The organism is Vibrio sp. 10N.261.55.A10 (genome assembly GCF_041470825.1).
In the GTDB taxonomy this organism is placed as follows: Bacteria; Pseudomonadota; Gammaproteobacteria; order Enterobacterales; family Vibrionaceae; genus Vibrio; species Vibrio crassostreae_C.
The window spans coordinates 1-26,443 of record NZ_JBFRNC010000052.1 but is presented as its reverse complement, the minus strand read 5'-3'; the positions used below and the strand labels follow the sequence as shown (position 1 = coordinate 26,443).

At 45.4% G+C, this 26,443-nt stretch carries 22 protein-coding genes; 9 read left to right on the top strand and 13 right to left on the bottom strand.

All coding sequences use genetic code 11. From position 1 onward, the window contains the following. Window positions 1–30 precede the first annotated feature (30 nt). The 3 genes from AB4274_RS16355 to AB4274_RS16345 are packed head-to-tail and all read right to left on the bottom strand — an operon-like array spanning window position 31 to window position 2,872. A complete protein-coding gene (locus tag AB4274_RS16355; RefSeq protein WP_372112632.1) occupies window positions 31–1,515 on the bottom strand; it encodes an aldehyde dehydrogenase in 1,485 nt (494 codons plus the stop codon). A gap of 36 nt (window positions 1,516–1,551) precedes the next feature. Continuing rightward, window positions 1,552–2,109: an HTH-type transcriptional regulator PuuR gene (puuR, locus tag AB4274_RS16350; protein ID WP_017065011.1), complete on the bottom strand. Its 558-nt coding sequence runs from the start codon at window positions 2,107–2,109 to the stop codon at window positions 1,552–1,554. A 16-nt stretch (window positions 2,110–2,125) separates the two neighbouring features. After that, a complete protein-coding gene (locus tag AB4274_RS16345) occupies window positions 2,126–2,872 on the bottom strand; it encodes a gamma-glutamyl-gamma-aminobutyrate hydrolase family protein (RefSeq protein WP_017065012.1) in 747 nt (248 codons plus the stop codon). A 342-nt stretch (window positions 2,873–3,214) separates the two neighbouring features. Here AB4274_RS16345 and AB4274_RS16340 point away from each other — a divergent pair, with 342 nt between their 5' ends. Then, entirely contained in the window at window positions 3,215–4,558 is a 1,344-nt protein-coding gene (locus AB4274_RS16340; protein ID WP_017065013.1) for a glutamine synthetase family protein, read from the top strand. 17 nt (window positions 4,559–4,575) lie between these two features. Then, a complete protein-coding gene (locus AB4274_RS16335) occupies window positions 4,576–6,051 on the top strand; it encodes a Na+/H+ antiporter NhaC family protein (RefSeq protein ID WP_017067343.1) in 1,476 nt (491 codons plus the stop codon). Window positions 6,052–6,160: 109 nt separating this feature from the next. Here AB4274_RS16335 and AB4274_RS16330 read toward each other — a convergent pair whose 3' ends face one another. From AB4274_RS16330 to gcl, 5 genes are all read right to left on the bottom strand, one after another. Next, the gene (locus AB4274_RS16330; RefSeq protein ID WP_065584813.1) at window positions 6,161–6,775 is read right to left on the bottom strand and encodes a TetR/AcrR family transcriptional regulator; all 615 of its coding nucleotides are present in this window, start codon (window positions 6,773–6,775) and stop codon (window positions 6,161–6,163) included. Window positions 6,776–6,938: 163 nt separating this feature from the next. Beyond that, window positions 6,939–8,249: a glycerate kinase gene (locus AB4274_RS16325; RefSeq protein ID WP_372082943.1), complete on the bottom strand. Its 1,311-nt coding sequence runs from the start codon at window positions 8,247–8,249 to the stop codon at window positions 6,939–6,941. Window positions 8,250–8,436: 187 nt separating this feature from the next. Further along, window positions 8,437–9,333, bottom strand: coding sequence for a 2-hydroxy-3-oxopropionate reductase (locus AB4274_RS16320; RefSeq protein ID WP_372112630.1), 897 nt, complete (start codon window positions 9,331–9,333; stop codon window positions 8,437–8,439). Window positions 9,334–9,370: 37 nt separating this feature from the next. Continuing rightward, a complete protein-coding gene (hyi, locus tag AB4274_RS16315; RefSeq protein WP_151408119.1) occupies window positions 9,371–10,147 on the bottom strand; it encodes a hydroxypyruvate isomerase in 777 nt (258 codons plus the stop codon). A 117-nt stretch (window positions 10,148–10,264) separates the two neighbouring features. Next, window positions 10,265–12,037, bottom strand: coding sequence for a glyoxylate carboligase (gene gcl / locus AB4274_RS16310; RefSeq protein ID WP_372112629.1), 1,773 nt, complete (start codon window positions 12,035–12,037; stop codon window positions 10,265–10,267). A gap of 314 nt (window positions 12,038–12,351) precedes the next feature. Between gcl and aceB the strand changes: the two genes are divergently transcribed. Together aceB and AB4274_RS16300 are read left to right on the top strand one after the other, a co-directional pair. Beyond that, complete coding sequence (gene aceB / locus AB4274_RS16305; RefSeq protein ID WP_372112627.1) at window positions 12,352–13,977, top strand: malate synthase A; 1,626 nt, start codon at window positions 12,352–12,354, stop codon at window positions 13,975–13,977. Window positions 13,978–14,078: 101 nt separating this feature from the next. After that, window positions 14,079–14,519, top strand: a complete 441-nt coding sequence (locus AB4274_RS16300; RefSeq protein WP_008220964.1) for a heme-binding protein — start codon at window positions 14,079–14,081, stop codon at window positions 14,517–14,519. 99 nt (window positions 14,520–14,618) lie between these two features. On the opposite strand, the gene AB4274_RS16295 is transcribed toward AB4274_RS16300, so the two are convergent. Then, window positions 14,619–15,101 carry a MarR family winged helix-turn-helix transcriptional regulator gene (locus AB4274_RS16295; protein ID WP_017061583.1) on the bottom strand — a complete coding sequence of 161 codons (483 nt, stop codon included), beginning with the start codon at window positions 15,099–15,101 and terminating at the stop codon, window positions 14,619–14,621. Window positions 15,102–15,224: 123 nt separating this feature from the next. Here AB4274_RS16295 and AB4274_RS16290 point away from each other — a divergent pair, with 123 nt between their 5' ends. Both AB4274_RS16290 and AB4274_RS16285 read left to right on the top strand, forming a co-directional pair. Beyond that, complete coding sequence (locus AB4274_RS16290; RefSeq protein ID WP_017067653.1) at window positions 15,225–16,118, top strand: DMT family transporter; 894 nt, start codon at window positions 15,225–15,227, stop codon at window positions 16,116–16,118. Between the two features lie 332 nt (window positions 16,119–16,450). Further along, the gene (locus AB4274_RS16285; protein WP_017071268.1) at window positions 16,451–17,365 is read left to right on the top strand and encodes a DMT family transporter; all 915 of its coding nucleotides are present in this window, start codon (window positions 16,451–16,453) and stop codon (window positions 17,363–17,365) included. A 108-nt stretch (window positions 17,366–17,473) separates the two neighbouring features. On the opposite strand, the gene AB4274_RS16280 is transcribed toward AB4274_RS16285, so the two are convergent. The 3 genes from AB4274_RS16280 to AB4274_RS16270 are packed head-to-tail and all read right to left on the bottom strand — an operon-like array spanning window position 17,474 to window position 20,074. Further along, the gene (locus AB4274_RS16280) at window positions 17,474–18,655 is read right to left on the bottom strand and encodes an MFS transporter (protein WP_010432674.1); all 1,182 of its coding nucleotides are present in this window, start codon (window positions 18,653–18,655) and stop codon (window positions 17,474–17,476) included. After that, entirely contained in the window at window positions 18,645–19,778 is a 1,134-nt protein-coding gene (locus AB4274_RS16275; protein WP_372090749.1) for a phosphotransferase, read from the bottom strand. The genes AB4274_RS16280 and AB4274_RS16275 overlap by 11 nt, the downstream gene beginning before the upstream one ends. An 11-nt stretch (window positions 19,779–19,789) precedes the next feature. Next, entirely contained in the window at window positions 19,790–20,074 is a 285-nt protein-coding gene (locus AB4274_RS16270; RefSeq protein ID WP_102397885.1) for a GNAT family N-acetyltransferase, read from the bottom strand. 274 nt (window positions 20,075–20,348) lie between these two features. Here AB4274_RS16270 and AB4274_RS16265 point away from each other — a divergent pair, with 274 nt between their 5' ends. Then, window positions 20,349–21,095: a flagellar brake protein gene (locus AB4274_RS16265; RefSeq protein WP_017065025.1), complete on the top strand. Its 747-nt coding sequence runs from the start codon at window positions 20,349–20,351 to the stop codon at window positions 21,093–21,095. A gap of 192 nt (window positions 21,096–21,287) precedes the next feature. Here the strand turns inward: AB4274_RS16265 and AB4274_RS16260 are convergent, their stop codons facing one another. Further along, a complete protein-coding gene (locus AB4274_RS16260; RefSeq protein WP_017061577.1) occupies window positions 21,288–23,648 on the bottom strand; it encodes a Lon protease family protein in 2,361 nt (786 codons plus the stop codon). A 240-nt stretch (window positions 23,649–23,888) separates the two neighbouring features. Here AB4274_RS16260 and AB4274_RS16255 point away from each other — a divergent pair, with 240 nt between their 5' ends. After that, window positions 23,889–24,383 carry a hypothetical protein gene (locus AB4274_RS16255; protein ID WP_372112626.1) on the top strand — a complete coding sequence of 165 codons (495 nt, stop codon included), beginning with the start codon at window positions 23,889–23,891 and terminating at the stop codon, window positions 24,381–24,383. A gap of 12 nt (window positions 24,384–24,395) precedes the next feature. After that, window positions 24,396–25,985 (top strand): ABC transporter ATP-binding protein, encoded by a 1,590-nt coding sequence (locus tag AB4274_RS16250; RefSeq protein WP_372112625.1) that lies wholly within the window; start codon window positions 24,396–24,398, stop codon window positions 25,983–25,985. Window positions 25,986–26,443: the final 458 nt, after the last annotated feature.

The following is a 26,443-nucleotide window of genomic DNA, read 5'->3' as shown; positions in this document are numbered from 1 at the left end:
AGTGATATTCCTTTATTAATCATCAGCAGGCTAAGGGTGAAGGCGAATCCAAGTGGTTTTGGTTTCTGTGAATTTTTCGATGGCGTGCAGTGATTTATCACGGCCGTTACCACTCATTTTGAACCCACCAAAAGGGACGGTCATATCACCTTCGTTGTAGTTGTTCACCCAAACAGAACCTGCCTGAAGCTGTTTAGCTACACGGTGTACGCGGTTAATGTTATTGCTCCAAAGCGCCGCACCTAAACCGTATTTTGAGTCATTGGCGATTGCGACGGCTTCAGCTTCATCTTTAAATGAGATAACACAAAGTACAGGACCAAAGATCTCTTCCTGGGCGACACGCATTTTATTGTCAACGTTATCAAGAATGGTCGGCTCAACAAATGCACCTTTGCCTTCAACATCACCCCCGCAACGAAGAACTGCACCTTCCGCTTGGCCAAGCTCTATATATTCAAGCACTTTTGATTTGTGACCTTGATCGATGAGCGCTCCCATCGAAGATGAGGTGTCCATTGGGTCTTTCGGCATAAAGGATTGAGCCGCAGAAATGACTTTATCAACAAAGCGATCTTTGATGCTTTCGTGCACTAATAAACGAGTTGCAGCGACACAGACTTCGCCTTGGTTATAGAAGCAACCACCAGCGGTTTCTGCGGCTGCACGATCGAGGTCTTCGCAGTCTTCAAATACGATATTGGCATTCTTACCACCAGCCTCAGCAAACACACGCTTAAGATTAGTTTCACCAGAACGAACCATTAATTGACCAGCAATACGAGTGGAACCCGTAAATGCAATACAGTCGACGTCATGGTGTTTCGCTAAAGCATCACCGGCTTCATGGCCAAAGCCAGTAACGACTTGAAAAACGCCACGTGGTAAGCCTGCTTGATTGGCGAGTTGACCAATATAAATAGCAGTGAGAGAAGATTTTTCAGAGGGTTTAAGAATAACGCTATTACCTGCTGCTAATGCAGGGCCAAGTTTCCAGCAAGCTAACCATAATGGAAAGTTCCATGGAACTACCGCTGCAACAACACCGATAGCTTGATGAGAAACAAAGGCGTGTACATCTTGTTCCGTTGGCGCGACTTCCCCATACACTTTATCGATGGCTTCTGCATACCAACGCAGTGCACTTGCAGCACCAGGGATATCGGTTGAAAGGCTATGGCTGATTGGCTTACCCGTATCTAGGGTTTCCAGCAACGCAAGTTCTTCACGATGTTGGTCAATCAGCGTTGCAAATTGGCTGAGTACCGCTTTGCGATATGACGGAGCGCTGTTGCTCCATTCACCAGAAAGGAAAGCTTGACGAGCACATGTTACCGCAAGCTCAACATCTTCTTCTTGGCAACGAGCTATCTGGGTCAGTGTCTCGTCGGTAGCCGGGTTAACAACATCTAGAGTTTCTCCACTGATAGCTGCGCTATATTCGCCATTAATAAAGGCACGATTTTCGATGTTTAGATTGTTTCTCAGTTCAATCCATTGTTCTTGGGTTTTCATACGCTCTCCTTGTTATCACAACAAGGCAAGGCCCACTTAGAATGTGGTTGGCGTATGCGCGCTTATCATTCGACAAGCCTTGTCTGTGTGATTTGTGAACTTGTGCGGCTGCGTCGTATCAATAATGTACGATTCACCTTGTTTAAGGACAAAAGATTGCTCTTTGTATTCCAGAGTGATTTCGCCCTCTAAAATAGTGCCGATCTCTTCGCCTTCATGTTTAATTTCCGCCGCACCCGTTGTGCCGTGGGGGGCATACTCTTCAATCAAAAATCCAATTACCTGTTCTTTGCTGCCGTTGGTTACCAATTTCATTGAAACCGACTCACTGCCCATTTCAACCAACTCTTCAGGTGCAACGACAACCTTCACTTCATCGCTTTTGGGTTGTTCAAGTGTGAAAAACTCCGAAAGAGATAAAGAAAAAACATTCACTATTTTTTGCAACGAACTTACTGAAGGGCTTACCTTCGCATTCTCAATCGAAGAGATCGCGCTATGTGTAATACCTGCTCGTTCGGCTAATTCTCGTTGTGACAATCCATGTTCTTTTCTTAATCGAACAATATTTTTACCAATCTCTTGGTTGTCCATGTAGGTGGCTCCTAACTTATAGAGAGGCCGCCATCATAAATTCTTTAAACAAAATTTGAGAGAAATGATTCGTTTTTGCTTTCCATTCTGGGTGCCACTGCACGCCAACAAAGAATTTTTGCCCTGGAAGACTAAACGCTTCCACTAAACCATCCGGTGCTTTAGCTTCCACAGTCAGTTGGGGAGCTAATTGGTCAACCCCTTGGTTATGAAGAGTATTAACCTCAAAAAAGATAGTGTTTTCCCAATGATTTTCAGTCAGCCATTTCTCAAACAAACTTTGTTTTTGCACCAACACCGCGTGTGATGGAGCGTACTTTTCCTCAAAGTCTTCGACCTCACTCTCTCTATGGTCGTTGAAACCTGAATCATGAACTGCTGGGTTCAGTGAGCCTCCCAGAGCAACATTCATCTCTTGAAATCCACGGCAAACACCAAAACACGGAATGTCTTTGTCTATCGCTTGACGAATCAAAGTAAAGGAAAGCTCATCTCGAGCTTCATCTTTCTTAGACTCTTCATGAGTGCCGTTGTAATGATGTGGTGCCACATTTGAGTGACTCCCCGGAAATAAAAAACCGTCGCAGATGTTAAGAAGACGCTCAACGTCTTCACTTGCCATATCCGGAGCCAATATCAGTGGCAACCCACCAAAGTCTTTCACAGCCGTGAGGTAAAAATTATTCACTGCCTGTATTTGATAGCCACCCAATTCTTTAGCGCAACTAACAATTCCAATAATGGGTTTGCTTGTTCTAGACATGTTACTTCCGTGCTCGATTTATTTAACACTTACACTACAAATCATGTACAAAATTATCAACACCGATGTTCGATATTATGACCAAAGCGTGACCAAACCCACCTTTTTGGTCAAAAAAACGACTAATTTTGGACATTATATTGAGCAAAACACAATCAACTGTTACAAAATAGTTAACAGAAACATCTTTCAATAAAATTGTAAATTTCAAAGTAATCAACGCAAGCTTATGTATTAAAAGGAAATAACCTTTAAAACTAGACTTTAGTCTAATTAGTACAATTGACTTGTTTCTTTTTTATTACTTTTAATTTACCAAATAGAGGCTAGTTGGAGAACACAATGGAATCGTATCTACAGGAAGTTAAAAATTTTCGACAAAAATGGCCCAACATCGAGTTTGTTGATCTGATTTTTACCGACATCAATGCCACACCAAGAGGCAAGCGCATCCCAGTAAGTGCACTACACAAGCTGCATAAAGGAGTAGCTCTTCCCCTCTCGACAATTACTTTAGATACCAAAGGTAATGTGGTTGAAACAGCAGGGTTAGGTGAAGAATTGGGAGAACCAGACAACATGTGTTTCCCAATTGCGGATACATTGATGCCTACCGCTAAAGAGCAAGTGGGCCAAATAATGTTGAGTATGATGGATGAGTCAGCCCACACCCCAAACCCGCTCTTTATTCGTAATATCGTCAGTGAAATTCTCGAAAAGTTACACACCAAAGATCAACATCCATGTGTTGCCTTAGAGCTAGAGTTTTACTTAATAGACAGGAAGCGGGGTGAGATGGGAGCACTACAAACAGCCATCAACCCAAACAAAAAATCACGAGAAAAAGATACCGAAGTCTATGACTTAGATGGTTTGGATGATTACGCAGACTTTTTGGCCGATCTTAACAAAGTCGCTCAAGAACAAGGGTTAAATACTTCGGGGGCACTATCTGAATCCGCCCCAGGACAATTCGAAATTAACTTCAACCACTCTAAAGATGTACTACGAGTGTGTGATGAAATCATCATCGTCAAACGCCTAATTCGTCAAATTGCTAATCAACATGATTTCGATGCTACCTTCATGGCTAAGCCATTTAGTGAGCAAGCTGGTAACGGTATGCACATCCACCTTAGCTTGGTGGATTCCAACGACAATAACCACTTCAGCCAACAAGATGGTGAACCCAGTAATCTCTTTTATCAAACCATGGCCGCGATGCTTGCTCAAACATCCGATTCCATGGCCTTGATTTGCCCTAACGTTAACTCTTACCGCCGCTTTGTTCCAGGAGCTTACGTGCCAACGAAAGCAGACTGGGGCGAGAACCATCGTGGTGTCGCACTGCGTGTTCCTATCAGCGACAGCAACAATCGCCGAATTGAACACCGCATTGCGGGAGCTGACGTTAACCCTTACATTCTCGCTGCAGTAGTACTATCCGCAGTATTAGCGAGTGAAAACTATACCAAAGACCAATGTCCTAACTCCCTCAGTGATGATGCAATAGACTTACCTCTGCGTATGTCTGAAGCTCTCGATCAGCTAGAACGCAGTGAGCTGACCCCGTACATCTCTAAAGAGTTTGTCGATCTATATTTAGCTTGTAAACGAAGTGAACTGGCGGAGTTTGAACGCGCCATCACTCCATTAGAAATCGACTGGATGTTGCACTCAGCATAAACAAAGGAACTACACGTATGACTACGCAAACTAAGGCGTTGGACGCGCCGCTGAAGATCAACAGTCAACACATCATGGTATCTCTATTGGTTGTCGCGACTTTCATTTTCTTCACATCAATTGGATTGAACCACCAAGAAGGAGAGGCCTATGGATGGATGAGCCTTCTCCCTACCGCACTTGTTTTGGTATTCGCCCTAACTACACACCGCACCGTAGAGGCGCTTTTTAGTGGTACCATCGCTGGTGTACTACTACTCAATCCTGCGCAAGCCGTTGAGCAAATTGTCGGCATATCGATGGATGTAATGATGAACGAAACCATTGCATGGATCGTTCTAGTTTGCGGACTGATGGGGGGATTAATCGCAATTCTCGAAAAAGGCGGCAGTATTTTAAGCTTTTCAGATATGTTGGTCACAAAGGTTAAGAGCCGTAAACAATCTATGCTGATGACCTTTTTCCTCGGCATCATGATCTTTATTGATGACTATCTGAACGCGATCGCTATCTCATCATCGATGAAGAAGATTACTGACGGATACAACATCTCCCGTGAAAAACTATCTTATCTAGTCGATTCCACCGCTGCGCCGATTTGTATTCTGGTGCCAATATCAACATGGGCTATTTTCTTTAGCTCACTGCTTGAAGCGAATGGAGTGGCTGAAGCTGGTGAGGGTATCAAAGCATATATTGAAGCGATTCCATACATGGCTTATGGCTGGGTTACGCTGATAATCGTCCTTCTCGTTGCGTTAGAAAAGATGCCGGATTTAGGCGCAATGAAGCAGGCTGAGGAACGAGCGAAGAAAGGTCAAGTACGTCCTGACGGTGCAACAGACATCGACTTTGGCGCAGATATTACAGCGCACACCAACCCAACGATGGGATTAATCAACTTCCTATTGCCTATGGTGGTGTTAGTTGGTGCAAGCTGGTACTTCGGTATTGATCTATTAGCAGGCGTATTTGTCGCAATTATCTTTACTATCTGCTTCTATGGTGTTCAACGTCTAATCTCAATGAATGATATGTTTGAAGCTGTCTACGACGGAATCAAAGTTATGCTGCTGCCATTGGCAACGGTGATTGGTGGATTCATGCTGAAGTCTGTGAATGATTCTCTAGGAGTGACACAATATGTCATCGAGACAGTAAGCCCTTATCTATCGGCGTCTTACTTCCCAGCAATTATCTTTATGATCACCGGTGCATTGGTGTTTGCTACCGCATCTTCTTGGGGAACTTTTGCAGTTGCTATGCCAATCGTATTGCCTCTAGGCGAACAACTTGGCGTACCTCTACATTTAACTATTGCGGCTCTGCTTTCGGCATCAGCAGCGGGCAGTCACTCATGTTTCTTTAGTGACTCAACGGTATTGTCAGCTCAAGGTTCCGGGTGTACCTCAATGCAACACGCAACCACTCAATTCCCCTACGCATTGATAGGTATTGTCGCAACAGCTCTCTTCTTCTTGTTAGTTGGCTAAGCCTCATACAGCTAAAATACAAGCGTAAAAAATGCCTTATTCTACGATAAGGCATTTCAATTTCCTGAAGAGCAAGCTTAAAGCAACTCTCAGCAAGACTCTCCAGCTTTCAAGTGCTCCCTTTCACACCACAGCCTTTAATCACTAGCTGAGTGATGAACTCAGCGGCATCGGCATAGTCTTTATCATCGAGTTGGTCCTTCTGCATCACGCTGCAAATCTGCCAGCCAAAATCGGCGTAGGTTTGAGTTGCCGCCCAGATGGTAAACATCAGGTGATGAGCGGGAACATCGTCCATTAGGCCCTGCGCCGACCATGTCGAGAACTTATCAAGAATCATCTGGGATTGCTTATACAGCTCGTCACCAATCTCTTTCGGCAATACTTTAGCGCCAGACATCACTTCATTGGCAAATACCTTAGAGGCATGTGGATGATCGCGAGAAATGATCAGCTTGGTTTGAATATATTGAGACAAGGCTTCAACAGGATCGCTGAGCTCTTCAATCGGACGAGACGCTTCTAGTAAAGGCTGAGTGACGGTTTCAAGCACAGCGTTGTAGAGCTTATCTTTTGAGCTGAAATAATAGAATACGTTAGGCTTGGGAATGTCGGCCGCTTTCGCGATATCGGCCATTTTTGTTGCAGCATAACCATGAGTGGCGAATTGTTCACACGCGACTTCGATGATTAAATCTTGATTCTTTTGTCTGATCCTAGACATATTGCATCCTTTACAGCTCGTTACTAAAATCATAGTAATCAACGTGCTTCATTAGTCCAGAAGATAATCTCAGAACTCAAGGTCACCGCATTGATAACAATAAAATGGCCGCTCTATTTGTTAAGAAGCGACCATTCCATACCGTGTTTTTGAACTGTTCAAGTTAAAGAATCAATATTGCGCGGAAGTCATTCACATTTGTCAGCGTCGGCCCCGTGGTAAGAAGCACATCGACTTGCTTGAAGAAATCGTAGCTGTTGTTGGCATCGAGGTAGTCTTGCGCTTTAAGCGACAGGCTCGAACCTTGTTGCCATGTTTGAGGCGTGATCCATGCGCCCGCATTGTCTTCCACGCCATCAATCCCGTCGGTATCAGCAGCCAATGCAAATATGTTGTCTTGGCCTTTAAGCTCGTTATATAGGCTCAACAAGAACTCACAGTTACGCCCACCGCGACCATTGCCTTTAACGGTTACTGTGGTTTCGCCACCGGAAAGTATCACGCAAGGCGCCTCAAATGGGTGCTTGTGATTGGCCACTTGCTTAGCCAACGCAGCGTGCACCTTCGCAACATCTCGCGCTTCTCCCTCTATGCAATCACTCAACACATAAGCCGGAATGCCTAAGCCTTCAGCTTCTGCTGCAGCGGATTCCAATGCCGACATCGGGGTCGCGATAATATGGTGCTCTGCATTTTTCCAACATACGTCATCTGGCTTTACGGTTTCTGACTCTGGATTATTTAACCATTCAAATGCCGTGCGTGGTGTTTCTATTTGGTAACGCTCTAAAATTGCCATCGCATCAAAACGCGTGGTGGTGTCGGGTACGGTTGGGCCAGAGGCAATCACACTAATGTCATCGCCCGGCACATCTGAAATCGCCAAAGATACGACTCTTGCTGGGTAAGCAGCCTTTGCTAGTCGCCCACCTTTAATCGAAGATAAATGCTTGCGAACACAGTTCATCTCATCAATGGCAGCGCCTGATTTAAGCAACGCCTTATTGATTTGTTGCTTCTCTGCTAGGCTGATGTCACCACCGGGCAAACTTAGCAAAGCAGAGCCACCGCCTGACAGTAGGCAAATAACCGTGTCGTCAGCACTCAAACCACTCACCAATTGCAGCATACGTTGGCTTACCTCTAAGCCCATCGCATCTGGTACTGGATGCGCCGCTTCAATCACCTCAATGTGTTCGCAAGGTGCGGTGTGCTCATAACGAGTCACCACTAAGCCTTCAAGATCACGCAGTGCGAGATCTTGCTGTTTCTTTGCCTGCCAAACCGCTTCAAGCTCTGCGGCCATCGACGCGGCTGCTTTTCCTGCTCCTATCACCACAGTACGCCCGGCTTGATTAGCAGAGCGATAAAAAATGTCTTGAGGAAGAAAAGGTTCGATGTGATTTTTAGGTAGCGCCTGATTAACAGCACTTGAGAAAAGGGTTTGTAGAAACTGCTTAGCATCAATGTCCATCAGCCACTCCTTAGTTGACGGAGAAAAAAAGAACCCCGATACAAGGCCAAAGGGTGCCTGCTAAGATCAAGTTGGAAAGGAACAACTTCAACCTCTGCCTCGTATCAGGAACGCGTATAAAAGGAGACGAAACTACGCGATTTATAAACAAACTGTTGGGCTACGAATCGATAGCAGCCTTAATTAATTAGCGAATCGAGTGGTCAGAGCGTTTCTCAATCGCTTGGATAAGCGCAGAGTGGTCCCAACCTTCACCGCCCATTTCGGCACACTCGCCAAACAACTCCTGAGCATTCGCCGTATTCGGTAGTGCAACACCTAATTCTTGTGCGCCCGTTAGCGCTAAGTTCAGATCTTTCTGGTGAAGTGAGATTCTAAAGCCAGGGTCAAAGGTGCCTTCAACCATGCGCTCGCCGTGTACTTCCAATATCTTAGAGTTAGCAAAGCCACCCAATAGAGCCTGACGTACGCGTGCTGGATCGGCACCGGCTTTCGAAGCAAAAACTAACGCTTCAGACACGGCTTCGATATTCAGAGCAACGATGATCTGGTTAGCCACTTTACACGTTTGACCTGCACCGTTATCACCCACCAGCGTGATGTTCTTACCCATGATTTCAAATAGCGGACGGGCTTTATCAAAGGCGTCTTGCTCACCGCCCACCATGATAGTCAGCGCTGCATTGATAGCGCCTACTTCGCCACCTGATACCGGAGCATCAAGGTATGAAGCACCGCCTTCGTTGATCCGAGCGGCAATGGCTTTGGTCGCGATTGGCGAGATTGAACTCATATCGATAACTAGCTTACCCGTTGCGCCACCTGCTGTGAGGCCTTGCTCGACGCCGTTGTCACCAAACAGGACATCTTCAACTTGTGGTGTATTCGGCACCATTAAGATAATGACATCCGCCGCCTCTGCCGCTTCTGCGGGTGAATGGCAAACCGTTGCTCCTGCTGCCACAAGATCGGCAGGTGCTGCATTAAAGTGATCCGACAGAATCAAATCGTGACCTGCTTTTTGAAGGTTACTCGCCATAGGTTTCCCCATGATGCCAGTTCCGATAAATGCAATTTTAGACATGTTGTTCTCCTTAACGTTTGAGGGTTACCAGACGCAATTAACGGTACTGGTGTAGCCAACCAAGGCCTTCTGTCGTTGTTGTTTTCGGCTTGTATTCGCAGCCAACCCAGCCTTGATAACCAAGCTCATCAAGATAATTGAGCACGAATGGGTAATTGATTTCTCCGGTCCCCGGTTCGTGTCGACCTGGGTTGTCAGCCAGTTGAACGTGTGCGATTTGGCCAATGTTTTGCTGCATGGTCGGCGTAAGATCGCCTTCCATAATTTGCATGTGATAAATATCGTATTGGATAGAAAGGTTATCGCTCCCTACCTCTTTGAGGATCGCTTTGGCTTGCTCAGTCGTGTTCAAGAAGAAGCCCGGAATATCGCGAGTATTGATTGCTTCTATCACTAAGCTGATGCCTTCTGCTGCGAGTGCGTTCGCCGCGTAATGCAGGTTAATCACAAACGCCGATTGCGCGTCTTGTTGGGTCACACCTTGCGGAACAATCCCAGCCAAGCAATTCACTTGGGTACAACCGAGCGCTTTTGCGTAAGCGATGGCTTTAGGTACACCCGCTTGAAACTCTTCAACTCGCGCTGGGTCTACCGCGATACCACGATCGCCAGAATCCCAATCACCCGCAGGCAAGTTAAATAGCACTTGCTCTAGGTTATTAGCGTCGAGCTTTGCTTTGATTTCCTTAGCATCAAAGGCGTAAGGGAAAAGGTATTCCACACCTTGAAAGCCCGCTTCTGCGGCAGCTTCAAAGCGATCCATAAAATCAACTTCCGTGAATAACATTGACAAGTTTGCTGCAAATTTTGCCATGACTCTGTCCTTATTCTTTATTTTTGAAAATCTGGTTATTTGTAGTGGAGCCTCGCTCTATTGGAGGCTTTTCCGTAGAGCTAAACCTGTGCTCTACGGATACACATGACTTAATGATTACTTGTACGCTAGCGCCGTTGGGGCATCGCCGCGACTTTCGGCAAGTGGCTCAAACTCGTTGATGGCATTGATCTCAACGCCCATCGCAATGTTGGTTACTCGCTCAAGAACCAGCTCAACAACAACCGGTACTTTATGCTTGTTCATCAGCTCTTTTGCTTGCTCAAACGCAGCGGCAATTTGCTCTGGTTCACGAACTCGAATCGCCTTACAGCCTAGGCCTTCAACAACGGCAACATGGTCAACACCGTAGCCTTCAAGCTCTGGCGCGTTCTGGTTATCAAACGCCAGTTGTACACAATAATCGATATCAAATTGGCGCTGCGCTTGGCGAATCAAACCTAAGTATGAGTTGTTCACCAACACATGAATGTATGGCAAGTTGAACTGCGCGCCTACTGCCAGTTCTTCAATCATGAATTGGAAATCGTAATCACCAGAGATAGCGACAATATCGCGATTTGGATCGGCCGCTCGTACGCCCAATGCGGCGGGTGTTGTCCAACCTAGCGGGCCAGCCTGACCACAGTTGATCCAGTTACGAGGCTTATAAACATGCAGGAACTGAGCGGCGGCGATTTGCGACAAACCAATGGTGCTCACATAACAAGTGTCACGACCAAATGCCTTGTTCATCTCTTCATAAACGCGCATCGGTTTCATCGGCGCTTCATCGAAATTGGTTTTACGCAGCATGGTCGATTTGCGTTCCTGACACTCACTTGCCCAAGCGTTTCGGTTCGGCAGCTTGCCTGCATCACGCCACTCTTGCGCCACTTCGACCATTAGCTCTAGTGCTGCTTTCGCATCAGAGACAATGCCTAAATCTGGGCAGAACACGCGGCCGATTTGAGTCGGTTCAATGTCCACATGTACGAACTTGCGGCCTTCAGTGTAAACATCCACAGAACCGGTATGACGGTTAGCCCATCGGTTACCGACACCAAACACAAAGTCAGAGTTGAGCATGGTTTCGTTGCCGTAACGGTGAGACGTTTGTAGCCCTACCATGCCTGCCATTAATTCATGATCATCTGGGATCGAGCCCCAACCCATCAAGGTTGGAATCACAGGAACTCCAGTGATCTCGGCAAACTGTTGCAACAATTCAGACGCACCAGCATTAATCACGCCACCGCCCGATACAATCAGCGGTTTCTCCGATTGAGACATCATGGTTAATGCTTTCTCAACCTGCGCGCGAGTTGCTTGCGGTTTGTAAGGTTCTAGCGGTTCATAGGTATCGATATCAAACTCAATCTCAGCCAGCTGAACATCAATCGGTAGATCTATCAGGATTGGCCCCGGGCGACCCGAACGCATCAAATGAAAGGCTTTTTGAAATGCGCGTGGCACTTGTGCAGGTTCCAGCACCGTGGTTGCCCATTTAGTGACTGGTTTAGCGATAGATTCAATGTCGACCGCTTGGAAATCTTCTTTATGAAGACGAGCACGGGGCGCTTGGCCTGTGATACATAGAATTGGAATCGAATCAGCAGACGCAGAATAAAGACCCGTGATCATGTCCGTTCCCGCAGGGCCAGAAGTACCAATACACACACCGATATTGTCTTGATTGGTACGTGTGTACCCTTCAGCCATATGCGATGCACCCTCTACGTGGCGAGCTAAGACGTGGTCGATTCCTCCGAGTTTTTTCATAGCCGCATACATAGGGTTTATTGCTGCGCCGGGAACACCAAATACGATGTCTACACCTTCACGTTTAAGCACTTCTACCGCTGCTTCAATCGCTTTCATAATTGCCATTCGAACCTCCAGTTCAGATTGTATACAATTAACATAACTTTTGTATACTATGAGCCATCCTCGCTATTTATCAACCCCAGAATGAAACAATCTTGTTACATCAACCCATCACATTAAGTACGCACTTACCCTGAAAAGCTTACAATTCATTGCTTTACATAAAATATCTTTACGTGAAAATAAATTACAAAAAGATCAAATGATAAATAAATGTTAAATAACGTTTGCTTGTTTACAATTTCTACCATATAAATATCCTTAAAAAGAGAATTTTGTATACAAAATGACATCATATTGTGTAAAGGAGACAAGCAATGATGAATGACGTGAAAGAGAGAAAAGATGTGCTGTGTATGCAGGTACTTGGGAAGATGGACAACTCCGAGTACAAAGAGATCTTGTCTAAAGATGCATTAAAGTTCTTAGAAGCCCTTGTTAATAAGTTTGGAGATCGCCGTCATACCCTGCTAAATGACCGCGACATAAAACAAGCTCAATATGACAACGGCGAGTTACCCAATTTCAGAAAGGACACCATCTCCATTCGTCAGAATAAAGAGTGGAAGGTAGCAACACCGCCACCAGAGCTACTGGATCGCCGCGTAGAGATCACCGGCCCTATCGAAAGAAAAATGGTGATCAACGCGCTAAACTCAGGCGCGAAAGTCTTCATGTGTTGTTTTGAAGATGCGTCTTCCCCGACTTGGGCCAATATGGTCGAAGGGCAAATCAACCTAAGAGACGCCAACCTTGGCACCATTAGCTACTTCGATGAGAAGAAGCAGAAGCGTTACCAATTAAACGACGATCCTGCACTGCTGATCGCACGCCCACGAGGGATCCATCTTCCTGAGCAATCCATCCAATTCAACAATCAGCCTATCGGCGGTTGCTTGATGGACTTCGCCTTGTACTTTTTCCATAACTATCAATCACGAGCACAACAAGGTTTAGGGGTTTACTACTACATTCCCAAGCTTGAGAGCATGGAAGAAGCACAGTGGTGGGACGATATTTTCAGCTTCACCGAAAACTATTTCCACGTACCCAAAGGCACCATTCGTGCGACGGTTTTGATTGAGACGCTTCCAGCCGTATTCCAAATGGAAGAGATCTTGTACGCAATGCGTGATCATATCGTGGCAATGAACTGTGGCCGTTGGGATTACATCTTCAGCTACATCAAAACGCTGAAAAACCATAAAGACCGCATCCTGCCTGACCGCCACGGGATCGGCATGGATCAAGAGTTTCTAAATGCCTATAGCCAACTGTTGGTGCGTACTTGTCATGCTCGCGGCGCACTGGCGATGGGTGGTATGTCGGCCTTTATTCCAGCGAAAGATCCGCAAGAAATGGCGCGTGTAACCGCCAAGGTTATCGAAGATAAGCAAAGAGAATCTCAGAACGGACACGACGGCACATGGGTCGCGCACCCTGCACTGGTTGATTTGGCAATGTCGATCTTTGATAAGCACTTAGATGGCAAAGTAAACCAAATGGATTTTCAAAGCCCAGAGCATGTGATCAATGCAGACTCGTTGCTAAAGCCTTGTGAGGGCAGTCGCGACGAAGTAGGAGTACGTAAGAATATACGCATCGCGCTGTATTACATCGAAGCTTGGATTCAAGGCTACGGCTGTGTGCCTATCTACGGCCTCATGGAAGATGCCGCGACTGCTGAGATCTCAAGAGCCAATATCTGGCAGTGGATCCACCACGGGGTAACACTCGATGATGGCCAAACCTTTACCAAATCACTATTCCACTCTTGGCTTTACCAAGAGCTAGACACGATAAAACATGAAGTCGGAGACTCGCGCTATACAGCAGGTCGATTTGAAGAGACAGCTGATCTTTTCTATCAACTTTCTACAGCCAAAGAGTTCGCTGCCTTCCTAACTTTACCCAGCTATGGGCTATTACAAGAGTCCAGTTAGGACTCTTGTACCGAGCTGAATCAGTCGATGATATTCACAACAAGCGTAATGATTGGCTGACTTAGCTTGGTACACGGCCCCTTGAAAAACTAGGAGATAACATGGGAAGTTTGACTCTACAACAAGCGTTAACCATCATTGATGGCACCTTAAAAGCAGGAAACAAGATCCACACAGAACCTTTGACGGTCGCCGTCTTAGACAGCGGTGGCAAGCTGATTTCTCTGCAACGTCAAGACGGCTCTAGCATGATGCGACCAGACATCGCGATCGCTAAAGCGTGGGGGGCACTCGCACTGGGTTGTTCCTCTAGAAAACTCGCCCAAGATGCTGACAACCGACCAGCATTTATCTCCGCCGTAAACGTGCTCGCGCACGGAAACATGGTGCCAGTTCCTGGGGGGCTACTGATTCGAGACAAGGATAAAACGGTATTGGGTGCTATCGGCGTGAGCGGTGACATTTCAGACATTGATGAAAGCTGCGCCATTAATGGTATTGGCTGCGCAGAACTGTTCAGTGATGAGATGCTGCAAGCTTAACTCGCTAACTCTCTGTACTTGAAATTCTTAGACAGGAACAAAAAAACCGAAGCGATTAGGCTTCGGTTTTTTATTGAATCTAAAGGAAGATCAGAAAAACTACTCGTACGCGCTCAACCATGTTTTCAGAAGTTGGTTGGTGTTCTTCTTCTGACTCGCAGACAATGATTTAACCAGTTTTTTCTGCATTTCGACATGTTCAGTCATCATTTGGTCAATCAGAATAAGACCATCTTTAGTTAACTGGACACTCACGCTGCGTCTGTCTTCTTTGCTGTGTTCACGACTGATCAGCCCTTTGGCTTCTAGCTTATCAAGGCGATTGGTCATCGCGCCAGATGTCAGCATCATGGATCCAATCAGTTCAGATGGCGTCAGTCGGTAAGGCTTCCCAGAACGTCGCAACGTCGCCAGCACATCAAACTCACCCAGCTTCATGTCGTATTTTTTATGAAGCTCGGCAACTTGCGTCTCCATATACTTGGCAATACGCATAATCCGACCCATCATTGCCATAGGCTCAGTATCTAGTTCGGGCTTTTCCTTTGCCCATTGCTCTACTACGCGGTCGATAGCATCCATTTGCAATCTCGCTCCGTTGTTAGTCTGATTACTTCAAACTAGTTTAACATAAAGATACTTTACAACCACTAGTTCTCAGTATACAGTTCACACAATAGTTATCTTAACGTAAAGATATTTTAAATGAACATATTATTAGCAATGATCCCCGCGTTCTTTTGGGGAACAACCTATGCAGTGACGCAATTTACGCTACAGGAGTGGCCACCATTATTATTGGGTGCTTTGCGTGCGTTACCTGCTGGTTTGTTATTGCTAGCAGTAAAACCAACACTGCCTAAAAAAGGCGAGTGGCAAATCATTTTCACACTGGGCCTTATCAATATCGCGACCTTCTTTGGCTTGATCTTCGTGATGGCGCTAACGCTGCCTTCGGCAATCTCTGGCGTGGGCATGATCTCCGTGCCGGTGTTCGCGATGATCTTCCACTGGGTAGTGAAAAAACAGCGCCCGCATCTGATTCAAGCCCTTTCGGGTATTGGCTTGATCACCTTAGCGTGGATACTGTTTAACCCAAGCCAAATTGCTCTGAACCCAATCGGTTTAGGCGCAATGTTTGCCGCAATAATGTGTATTGTCATCGGCAGCAGCATTACCAAGTCACTGGGTAACCGCATGCACTGGTGGAAGGTATTAACATGGCAACTGATTCTGGGCGGTACGATTTTGTCTGTCGCGTCTGGCGTTCATGCATTCATCGATCCGCAGCCTTATATTAACGCTGTCACTCATTTCGATACTCGTAATGCTATGGGACTCGTATGGGTTATTGGGCTAAACACAGCGCTGGGTTACGGCATGTATGTGTGGTTGCTACAGCGTATGTCGGTGGTTGATTTCACCTTCGGTGGCATCGCAAACCCAGTAGCTGGCATCGTGACCGGTATGGTGTTGATGGGTGAATCATTCACTGCAGTACAATACTCACTAATGACCGGCATGATAGTGATGTCACTGCTACCACAACTTATCCTTGCGGTAAGACAATCCAAACAAGTCAAGCCTGTTACGCAGTAGACGCAGCCTCTTAAACGTATTGTTCAAAAACGCGCCTCATTGAGGGCGCGTTTTTTGTTGCTACGCTAACAGCAATAACCCAACAGCCATACTCGTTGAGTTGACCATTCCTTAAGTTAAATTAAACCTCACAAAGAACAATGACTTTACTTTAACTATCTAAATCGAATTTATTTTCTATAAAATAATCATACTAGAGATTTAATTTCCACAAAAAACTCAAATTAGAGATAAAAAGACAAAACTTTTCTCCGACTACCTTTCTATACTGTGCCACGTCATTAAGGCGCTACAAGCCTATGATTTAAAATAATTATTAATGAGTAGTCACCATGAATTCGAAGTCGCTAACTATTTTGCTTTTTGTCTCTGTTTGCTTAATTTGGGGAACCACTTGGTTCGCTATGGAAGTAGCATTGCATTCTATCCCACCTATTTTTGCTACTGCGTTGCGCTTTTTACTTGCAGCACCTCTGCTTGCAGTATTGGCGAAAGTCTTCAACCAACCACTGCTGTTCCCTAAAGGTAAGCGCCAATGGCTGCTTATTGTTGCGTTGATGTATTTCGCGATTCCGTTTACGTTGATGATCTATGGCGAGCAATACATCTCTTCAGGTTTAGCGTCGATCATCTTCGCCAACATGCCTGTGGCTGTGATGTTGATGTCTGGCTTATTCTTAGGTCTACGACTAGCGAAGCACCAGATATTCGGGTTGATCGCTGCTGTTGTGAGCCTATGTTTAATCCTTGGCAACGAAATGCAGATGGGTGGCGATGACTACCTAATTGGCACGGTTTGCTTAGGCCTTGCTGTTGCGATTCACGCAGTTATGTATGTGCTGGTTCAAAAGCACTGCAAAGGTATTGAAGTACTGACCTACAACGCCGTACCGAGCCTGATTGCTGCTTTATTCTTATTCGCTGTTTCAGCTGTAGGTGAAAACGTGAATGTTGAATCCTTCACTGAGGATTCAATCTCAGCCGTGGTTTACCTAGGCTTTGTCGCGAGTGTTGGCGGCATTGTGGCTTACTTCAAATTAGGGCAGGTTTCGACCCCTTTCCAAGCGTCTATCTGCTTTTTGATTTTCCCGGTAGTAGCGCTGCTAATATCTTGTTACGTCAACGGTGAAGTTCTGTCTGAACAATCATTGTTTATGATGATCCCCCTACTTTGCGGCATTTTACTCACCAAGGCACCAAAGGGAATTTTCAAGCTGCGTACCGAATTAAAAACCGTAAGAAACTGATCCGCGTGAAACCTATTTTGCGGATTAGATATACATATCCCACATAAACAAAAAGCTCCAATATCACTATTGGAGCTTTTTGCTTATTTCATAATATCGAGACCAACATTAGCGCCAGCTAAACATTCGCACTTCGTTGCCCTCTTCAGGTTTCTTCGGAATGTTTAAAGATAGCGCTAGAGAAACCACGGCCATCACTGCACCAATATAGAAAACCGTTGCAGGAGAAGACAACCAAATCACACCAAACACCACTGGAATAACGACCGCTGCAATATGATTGATGGTGAAAGAGACACCAGCGGTTGATGCCATGTCAGCCGGATCTGCAATTTTCTGAAAGTAAGTTTTGATCGCTAGTGCCAATGCAAAGAACAAATGATCGACCACGTAAAGTGCTGCCGCCCACTCTGCGTTTTGCACTAAGCCATAACCGACAAATACACCAATCAAACCGACATACTCGAAAATCAGCGCCTTACGCTCACCCACCACACCAATAAATCGACCAATACGTTTTGCGAACAAGAAGTTAAATAGGTAGTTGATTAAGAACAATAGCGTTATGTCAGCTGCCGAGTAACCGAATTTCTCTACCATCAGAAAGCCTGCAAACACGGTGAAGATTTGTCTTCTTGCACCACTCATAAACGTTAGCGCGTAGTAGAGCCAGTAACGCTTTCTCAATACCAGTTTCTTATTTTGTTGGGTCTTAGTCTGAAATTCAGGGAAACCAAAGGTCATCACCAAAACTAAAACAAAACCAATTCCGCCAGTGATGCCATACACCCAAGCAAAGTCGAGTTTGAGTTGCTCTAACATCACCCAAATAGAGCCATAAGTGATTAAAGATGCCAACGCGCCAACGGAGATCATCTTACCTAACATCTCTGGTGCTTCTTCTTTACTCAACCATTGTAGTGACAAAGACTGCTTCAGCGTTTCAAAATAGTGGAAGCCCGTCGACATCAAAATCGTAGTCAGCAACAGACCAGTGAGTGAAGGGAACAGACCCGTAATCGCGGTGCCTACAGTGAGCATCGCTAGCGATATCAACATAAAGCGTTGTTCACGTATGAAGGCCAGCACAAACACTACGGTAAACGCTAAGAAACCAGGTATTTCACGAACACTTTGCAGTAAACCAATATCCGCACCATCAAAGTTCGCTTTTTCAATCACGAAGTTATTAAGCAGTGCCATCCAGCTCGAAAACGCGATAGGGACAACAATCGAAATCAGTAATAAAAAGTTTTGCGGCGTTTTCCAGCTCGCAGTTCTATCGAACATTGACGGACTCCTGTTCGTCTAATTGAGTAAGCACTCGTAAGGTCAACTGCTCAGTATACGGGTTAATCTTCCAATGCTCTGGGCTCCAGCCTTTTACGAAACGTTGGAAGTCGGCCCATGCGACATAGAACATTGGTCGCCAAGCGGATTCGACTTCATAGAACGAAAGCTGTGGCTGATAGTACGCCAATGCCTCTTTCAAGTGTCGGAAGTAAATATCCAGTACCTGTGGCTCAAGTTCAGCGCAGTCTTGCGGCCTCACCGCACTACTCATGAACAAAGCGACATCTTTCATCGCACAACCATGGCCCACATATTGGAAATCGACCGCAGCCGCGCGCTCGCTTTCAGAATCAAAACAAAAATTGGCGAGCTTGGCATCGCCATGGACTAAGGTTTGATATGGACATTCTTTTAGTAAACGGTCGATGTGCTTGGCTTGGTTCTTCAATGGTAAATCAGCCAAGGCATTGAGCTCATCAGGACGTGTATCTAGATGCCAATAAGTACCGACTTGCCACAATGATGACAACTGCTCTTGATTGATATTGATATGCTTTGCGTGAAAGTTAGCGAGCCATTTAAGGCAAGCATCGCGTTGTTTTTGCTCTTCTCGTGTGTAACTAGGTGCCTGATAGTCAGAAGCAGCAAGAACATCAAAATGAGAGGTTAACGGAAAACCTATATCCGCTAAGTCTTGCATCACAATCAGCCACTCATTCTCTTCTAGTTCACATTGCAGCCCAACAGGCACAGGGCAACGCTCATCCCATTGCTGAGTGAACGACTGATACCAAGCCGTCTCAACTTGGTAAGAGTGCACCTTTCGCTGATGAGATAATTTGGTGTTCCAGCCTTTGGGGTGTTCGGCTTTATCTGGCAGTGCGACATGCTTAACGATCACACTGTTTACTGAGGCGTTGTTCATCGAGCCGCTATTATCTTTATCAAAGACTAAGCGAACTAGCTCGCCATACCCGCCCCATAGGCGTTGAATAACTTGGATATCAAACCCTTGATGGCAACCCAGTAAGGTCGCAATTTTTTGATAAAGCTCAGGTTGGTTTGGACTCGTACTCACTTGTGATTGAGCAAGATTGTTTGACGGTATTGATTGAGACATATAACTCGTTGCTATGCTTTTTCGGATAGAAGATGTGACCACTGTGGCTGCCTATTCATGTAGTGAACCACATAGCTACAAACCGGCACAATTTTGAAGCCCGCCTGTTCAATTTCAGGTAATACCGACTCCATCATCACCTTACCAAAGCCCTTACCTTGCAGTTCATCAGGAATGCGTGTCGACGTGATATGTAGTACATCTCCGTCCTTTTGATACTTAACGACCGCGAACTGGTTGGGTTCTAACTCTACCGTGATCTGGTTCACTTCTTGATCCCATTTTACTGCCTGCATTCTCAACTCCTGCAAATAATTGATACGACAAACAATAAAAGTTTGAAGTATGAGTTCCTTGTAATAGACTAGCGCAAGTGCATATAAATAAAACTAAGTACTTACAAACACAGCAAATAATTCAGTGCAATCGGCTTAATATAAAATCAGAAATGATAAAAGGCACTCTATAAATCTATGTGAGTACGTCCACTAAATCTAGCACGTAATAACCCCTTGTTAGCAAGTTACCAGTATAACTAACAGACGCATGTTGGCGCATGGAGAACATATAATGAACGCACCCCTGAAGAAGCCTTTGGAGCATAATCAGGCACTTCAAGACCCTCGTAATCGCACCGTTTCCACTATCAATAGCACTGATGCACTGGCCATGATTGAGCACGGCAGTGAGCTGACATTAAATGTCTCGACTCCCGTTGGCACGAAGTTTCTCGCCACCACCAAGTTTATCGGTACGCACAGTGATAACTGTATTGTGGTTGAGGTTCCCGAGGTATCCAATGAAGATCTGAACTTTTTCTTTCAAGAAGGTTTTTGGATGACCGCTCGTGCGTATTCTCTACGAGGTGAAGGCGCGCTTATCCACTTTAGAAGCCAAATTCACCATAAAATTGGTGAACCCTTCCCTATTCTAGTGCTGTCTACACCAAGCACGATGCAAGTGACACAGCTACGTAAAGAAACACGCTATGAAGTGAATCTGGCTTCAAGAATCATCTTCAACGACCAGCGAGCAAACTGTGAGATACGAGATTTATCGAAAAGTGGTTGTCGTTTCGTTACCTCACCAACCTCTCGTGCGATTCAGATTGCCGATCGCGTGTCTATTGAGATAACCCCTGAGAACTACAACGGACCACTGATTCCGCCATTGCGAGGCATCGTCTGCAATCTACAGAAATCGACACACTACGCTCGATACGGTGTCGAATTTGATGATATTGGCCGAGCTAACGCCAAACACTTGTTGGCAAAACTGAAGTTCGATGGCACCAAGCTTTGCTTACGAAATGGGTAACGCCTTTTAACACGCGACTTTCACCGAATACAGCAAGCTGACCAACTACAATTAGTTCACTGGCAAACTAAACCTCAACCAACAAAAAAGCCATCGACTCTAGAATCGATGGCTTTTGCGTTTTGGCTGTTTATCTGTTTGTTTATCTATCTATTTAGCTTAGCTATTAAACTGTGTATCTAGATATTCAAACTATTTGCGCAGTGCGTTCAGTTTAGCTTGGGCGATACCAAAGATAGTATCAATTGGATAGCTACCCTCATCACTTGCTTCACCAGCGGCTTTGCCTGTGAACAGCTCAATCGCCTCTGTTACATGGTCAATCGCCCAGATATTAAACTCGCCCTTTTCAACCGCTTTCACGATATCGCTACGCAGCATCAGGTTGTGAACATTTGAACGCGGGATGATCACCCCTTGTTCGTTTGAACGCCCTTTGATTTCACACACATCAAAGAAACCTTCAATTTTCTCGTTCACACCACCAATAGGCTGAGACTCACCAAACTGGTTCATCGAGCCTGTAATCGCGATGTCTTGACGGTTTGGCTGCTTAGAAAACGCTGACACCACCGCACAGAACTCAGCCATACTCGCACTGTCACCATCGACGCCACCATACGATTGTTCGAAGGTGATGTTAGTGGTGAGCGGGACTTTGGCTGTCTTGCCAAATACGGAAGAAAGGTAAGCCGACAAGATCATCACGCCTTTTGAGTGAATGCTGCCACCTAGGTCTACGTTTCTTTCAATATCAATCACTTCACCATCACCGTAAGCGGTGGTTGCCGTGATTCGGTTCGGCGCACCAAACATATGATCCGTCGTGCTGAGTACAGACAGCGCATTCACTTGCCCAACCGCTTGACCATCAACATGGATTAGCGTTGTGCCGTTAGTGAAGGTTTCCATCACGCTGTCTTGCAGTCGTCCGACACGCATCTGTTGGTTAGATAACGCTTGGTCAACGTGCGTTGCACGAATCAGGTTCGATTTTGAGCCTCTCGCCACGTAGTTTGATTCACGAAGCAGATTAGCAATGTGAGCAGAGTGCAGAGACAATTTACCTTGGTCACCCGCCTGACGAGAGCTGTGCTCAATGATGCGAGCGATCGCTTTACGGTCACAATGCAGCATGTTGTTGTCGTGCACGATGCTCGAAATAAAGCGCGCGTAATGCATTTCAGAATCGGGAGTACGCTTCATCTCATCTTCAAAATCGGCCGTTACACGGAACAGTTCACCAAACTCTGCATCGTAGTGTTGCAGCAATTGGTAAGTTCGGTAATCGCCAAACAGGATGATCTTAACATCCAATGGAATCGGTTCTGGATCAAGCGATACCGCCCCCGTTAAGGTCACCTCTTTTTCTAATGAAGTGAAGCTCAATTGACGTGAACGCAGTGCTCGTTTCAAGCCTTCCCAAACGTACGGCTGCTCAAGTACCTTCACCGCATCCATCAGTAATACGCCACCGTTGGCTCTGTGTAAGCTACCTGCGCGAATCAATGAGAAGTCAGTAAAGACAGTACCCTTGAACGTCGCCGTTTCTACATAGCCAAACAGAGAGTGATAATTTGGATTCTCTTCCACCACGATCGGCAGAGTCTCCTCCTTTTGGCTCACAATCACATTAACCTTGTAGCGACGCGGCATTTTCTTATCCAAAGAGGCCGTTGCAACTTCTGCTTGCTCCGTGCTCTCTTCTAAGAAGATGTCAGCGTTGTCGACAATGTCTTTACGCAGTGCCGTTAGGTACTTTTTGATGTCTGGATATTGGCTGTAATCCTTCTTCAATTGCTTGATGAAGTGCGTGATCACATCTCGCGCCGTATCATCATTCAGCTTTTGAATTTTCTCAGTGTACGTCTCTTCAAGTTCCGTCAGTTCACGAGAGATGGTTCGTAGGCCGACTTCCAATCCATCAATGGTTTTATCGAATTGATCTTGCTCTTCCGGCGAAAGCAGATCAAAGCTCTCTTCGGTATGAAGATCATCGCCATTCATTGCCACAAACTGGTAATCACCCTGAGTGGTGATCGTCAGGTTAATGCCCTTGTCTTTCGCTTCTTGGCTAATGCTTTCTAACGCGGCTTGTTGCTTAGCTGCTAATTGGTTTTTAAGCCTGTCAGCACGGCTAAAGTACATCTCGTTATCAAACGCTAGAGGCATACCTTTCAGCAGTTTACGCATCAATTTTTCAATATCTTGCTTTAAGCTGCTGCCAACGCCACGCGGCAATTTCAGTACCTTAGGTGTACGAATATCTTCAAAGTTCGCGATATAACACCAATCAAAAAGCTCCTGCACTTCTTGAGGGTGACGGTTCAGATAGCGCAAGATCATGGTGCGTTTACCCAGACCATTTCGCCCTATCGCATAAATGTTGTAACCCTTTTCCTTGATTGACATCGCGAACTCAACGGCTTTTTGTGCCCGTTCCTGCCCGACGATTTCGTCAATTGGAGCCAGTTCTTTGGTCGACTTACATGGTAGCTTGTCTAAATCCGCTACCTGATACAGCTGTTCTGTATTGAGTCTTTGCATCGCCATCGCCGCCTCCTTAGTCCTTCATTACTTGGGTGTAGATAAAATCAGTGTAGATGTAATTTCCTACAAATTTAGTGACTTACGCTACACAGCTGTTCAACTGAACAAATAACACACAATTTAAGCCGTTTTTAGGAATAGCTCGTCATTTAATTCACCAACTTAACATGTGAATGATTTTAATTTGCAATTGATAACAAATATCATTAACATTTACGGATATTATAAATTGAGGATGTGGATATGGAAATTGAACGATGCTGGATGCACTACCTAAAAGCTGAACAGTTAATGGAACAAGGTCACTGGCCTGAAGCACAGCGCCTATATGGTGATGTTCTAACCTCACTTCCTCACCACATCCAAGATGCAGCATACCAAAGCGATATCAAGCCTTGCCAATTTGCCTGCTTGCTTGCCGGGTTAAGAGACGCGAGCGTCGCTCAATCAGAGATACTCAACCGATTAGGTCAGCACCAACAAGCCTTCGATACCTTGAATCAATCTTACGCTCTGATGCAATTTATCTCTCTGGAGAACACTGAGCTGATTCAACGTACCTTTGGATTATTGGAAAAGCAGAGCGAAGGTTTGCTCAATCACCTGATCGCTTTTTGCAGCGCTCAGCGCAGTTCGTATTGGATGCTCAAACTAGAACAAATTCAACGTGCTCATCACCATTTTGGGCAACTTAAAACCACGTCAGAAGTGAAATCTTCACCTAATGTCTTAAATTGATAAGGATATATCATGTCGGACCGGGCCATTCTTAAAGTCAATAACCTCTCCGTTAGCTTCACAACCAATGATGGAATCATTGATGCGGTAAAAAAGGTTAACTTTACCCTTAAATCCAGCGAAACCTTGGCCATTGTTGGTGAATCAGGTTCAGGTAAATCAGTCTCTTCTAACGCACTCATGCGTTTGCTCCCTGATAACGCCATCATTGATGCTCAATCTGAAATAGAATTTGAGGGGCAATCAATACTTGGCAAGACTGAACGAGAAATGCAGTCGATTCGTGGCGATAGAATCGGCATGATCTTTCAGGAACCGATGACCTCTCTCAACCCATACCTTCGCGTGGGCACACAAGTGGAAGAAGCCATTATGTGTCACCGCAATGTATCGAAATCAAAAGCAAAACAGCGTGTGCTAGAGCTCTTCAATCTTGTGCATTTACCAATGCCAGAACAAGCTTACAACAAGTATCCGCATGAGTTTTCAGGCGGTCAGTTGCAGCGCATCATGATTGCGATGGCTTTGATCAACGAGCCCGATATTTTGATTGCCGACGAACCCACCACCGCATTGGATGTGACCGTACAAGCGGAAGTGCTTTCTCTTATCAAAGAAATCCAAAACAAAATGGGCATGGCAATTTTGTTCATCACCCATGACTTAGGTGTGGTGAAACACTTTGCAGACCGCGTGCTAGTGATGTGTAAAGGTGAGCTCGTAGAAGAAGGGATGACTCAATCTTTGTTCGATAGTCCTAAACATGATTACACAAGAATGCTCATTAACTCGATTCCGAAAGGCGCTAAGGTTCCTGTTGAGGCGACAGCCCCAGAACTATTGTGTGCTGACGACATCCGAGTTCAGTTCTTGGTGAAATCACACTTTATCAAGAGTAAAAGCCAGTACTTCGAAGCCGTAAAAGGCATTTCGTTGAATCTTAAGCAAGGCGAAACGCTAGGCATTGTTGGTGAATCTGGTTCAGGTAAATCAACCCTTGGACGTGCATTAATCGGCTTGCTGCCGAGTACCGGACGTATTGTTTACAAAGGCCAAGACGTTAGCTTATTAAATGATAAAGAGCGTCACAAGCTCAAGAAAGATGTCCAAATGGTGTTCCAAGATCCTTATGGTTCTTTATCACCACGCATGACAGTTGGGGAAATCATCACCGAAGGCTTAACGGTGCATCAACCTCATCTATCCAAGCAAGAACGTTTAGAAAGAGCGCGCAAAGCATTGATTGAAGTTCGCTTAGAGCCGAATTCAATAAACCGTTATCCACATGAGTTCTCTGGCGGGCAAAGACAACGTATCGCGATTGCTCGCGCACTGATTCTAGAGCCCTCTTTCATTTTGCTGGATGAACCGACTTCAGCACTCGATCGCTCAGTACAACTGACCGTGATTGACCTGCTGAAAGACATTCAAGCCAAGCACAATATCGGCTTCCTGTTCATCAGCCACGATCTCTCGGTAGTGAAAGCACTGTCGGATCGCGTACTGGTGATGCAGAAGGGCGAAGTAATGGAAGAAGGGTCTGCAGAAGAGATTTTCAATGCGCCGAAAAACAACTACACCAAGAAATTAATCGCTGCGTGATTCGACTTAGAAGATAAATCGAAAAAAAATGCCGCATAAAGGGAACTAATCAACATTAACAGCGTCTTATAATTACATTCTGAATAATCTCCTAATGGATTGAAATCTAGAATGGATATAGCAAAACTGGTTTGGCCGCCAAAAGAGAAATGTCGCATGGATGCGACATTTTTCGTTTCTGGCGTATATGAAAAATCAACTCAGTGATTCGAGCCAGTGATTATGAAGGTTTGCTAAAATTGACGGACTTTTAACAGGGTTAGCTGATAGTCGGGTTACAGTCGCAGAGCGGCTTCGTTCAACTCATTTTTGGACAAAACCTTGTTACGAACCTCAGAGCACTTAAAGTTTCGGATAACTTCTGCTATTGAAATAGTAATCAATTTGCTTACATTCTAAATGAAGAGAACAATAGATTATTTAACCCCAATAACTTTATCTAGGGCGTGTTGATCTTT

What these genes read in the sequence shown, in the direction of transcription:
- puuR (WP_017065011.1), bottom strand. Translation starts at nt 2,109, where the DNA reads ATGGACAACCAAGAGATTGGTAAAAATATTGTTCGATTAAGAAAAGAA.
- AB4274_RS16295 (WP_017061583.1), bottom strand. Translation starts at nt 15,101, where the DNA reads ATGGATGCTATCGACCGCGTAGTAGAGCAATGGGCAAAGGAAAAGCCC.
- AB4274_RS16250 (WP_372112625.1), top strand. Translation starts at nt 24,396, where the DNA reads ATGTCGGACCGGGCCATTCTTAAAGTCAATAACCTCTCCGTTAGCTTC.
- AB4274_RS16340 (WP_017065013.1), top strand. Translation starts at nt 3,215, where the DNA reads ATGGAATCGTATCTACAGGAAGTTAAAAATTTTCGACAAAAATGGCCC.
- hyi (WP_151408119.1), bottom strand. Translation starts at nt 10,147, where the DNA reads ATGGCAAAATTTGCAGCAAACTTGTCAATGTTATTCACGGAAGTTGAT.
- AB4274_RS16355 (WP_372112632.1), bottom strand. Translation starts at nt 1,515, where the DNA reads ATGAAAACCCAAGAACAATGGATTGAACTGAGAAACAATCTAAACATC.
- gcl (WP_372112629.1), bottom strand. Translation starts at nt 12,037, where the DNA reads ATGGCAATTATGAAAGCGATTGAAGCAGCGGTAGAAGTGCTTAAACGT.
- AB4274_RS16275 (WP_372090749.1), bottom strand. Translation starts at nt 19,778, where the DNA reads ATGTCTCAATCAATACCGTCAAACAATCTTGCTCAATCACAAGTGAGT.
- AB4274_RS16330 (WP_065584813.1), bottom strand. Translation starts at nt 6,775, where the DNA reads ATGTCTAGGATCAGACAAAAGAATCAAGATTTAATCATCGAAGTCGCG.
- AB4274_RS16300 (WP_008220964.1), top strand. Translation starts at nt 14,079, where the DNA reads ATGGGAAGTTTGACTCTACAACAAGCGTTAACCATCATTGATGGCACC.
- AB4274_RS16280 (WP_010432674.1), bottom strand. Translation starts at nt 18,655, where the DNA reads ATGTTCGATAGAACTGCGAGCTGGAAAACGCCGCAAAACTTTTTATTA.
- AB4274_RS16255 (WP_372112626.1), top strand. Translation starts at nt 23,889, where the DNA reads ATGGAAATTGAACGATGCTGGATGCACTACCTAAAAGCTGAACAGTTA.
- AB4274_RS16320 (WP_372112630.1), bottom strand. Translation starts at nt 9,333, where the DNA reads ATGTCTAAAATTGCATTTATCGGAACTGGCATCATGGGGAAACCTATG.
- AB4274_RS16260 (WP_017061577.1), bottom strand. Translation starts at nt 23,648, where the DNA reads ATGGCGATGCAAAGACTCAATACAGAACAGCTGTATCAGGTAGCGGAT.
- AB4274_RS16265 (WP_017065025.1), top strand. Translation starts at nt 20,349, where the DNA reads ATGAACGCACCCCTGAAGAAGCCTTTGGAGCATAATCAGGCACTTCAA.
- AB4274_RS16290 (WP_017067653.1), top strand. Translation starts at nt 15,225, where the DNA reads ATGAACATATTATTAGCAATGATCCCCGCGTTCTTTTGGGGAACAACC.
- AB4274_RS16285 (WP_017071268.1), top strand. Translation starts at nt 16,451, where the DNA reads ATGAATTCGAAGTCGCTAACTATTTTGCTTTTTGTCTCTGTTTGCTTA.
- AB4274_RS16270 (WP_102397885.1), bottom strand. Translation starts at nt 20,074, where the DNA reads ATGCAGGCAGTAAAATGGGATCAAGAAGTGAACCAGATCACGGTAGAG.
- aceB (WP_372112627.1), top strand. Translation starts at nt 12,352, where the DNA reads ATGATGAATGACGTGAAAGAGAGAAAAGATGTGCTGTGTATGCAGGTA.
- AB4274_RS16335 (WP_017067343.1), top strand. Translation starts at nt 4,576, where the DNA reads ATGACTACGCAAACTAAGGCGTTGGACGCGCCGCTGAAGATCAACAGT.
- AB4274_RS16325 (WP_372082943.1), bottom strand. Translation starts at nt 8,249, where the DNA reads ATGGACATTGATGCTAAGCAGTTTCTACAAACCCTTTTCTCAAGTGCT.
- AB4274_RS16345 (WP_017065012.1), bottom strand. Translation starts at nt 2,872, where the DNA reads ATGTCTAGAACAAGCAAACCCATTATTGGAATTGTTAGTTGCGCTAAA.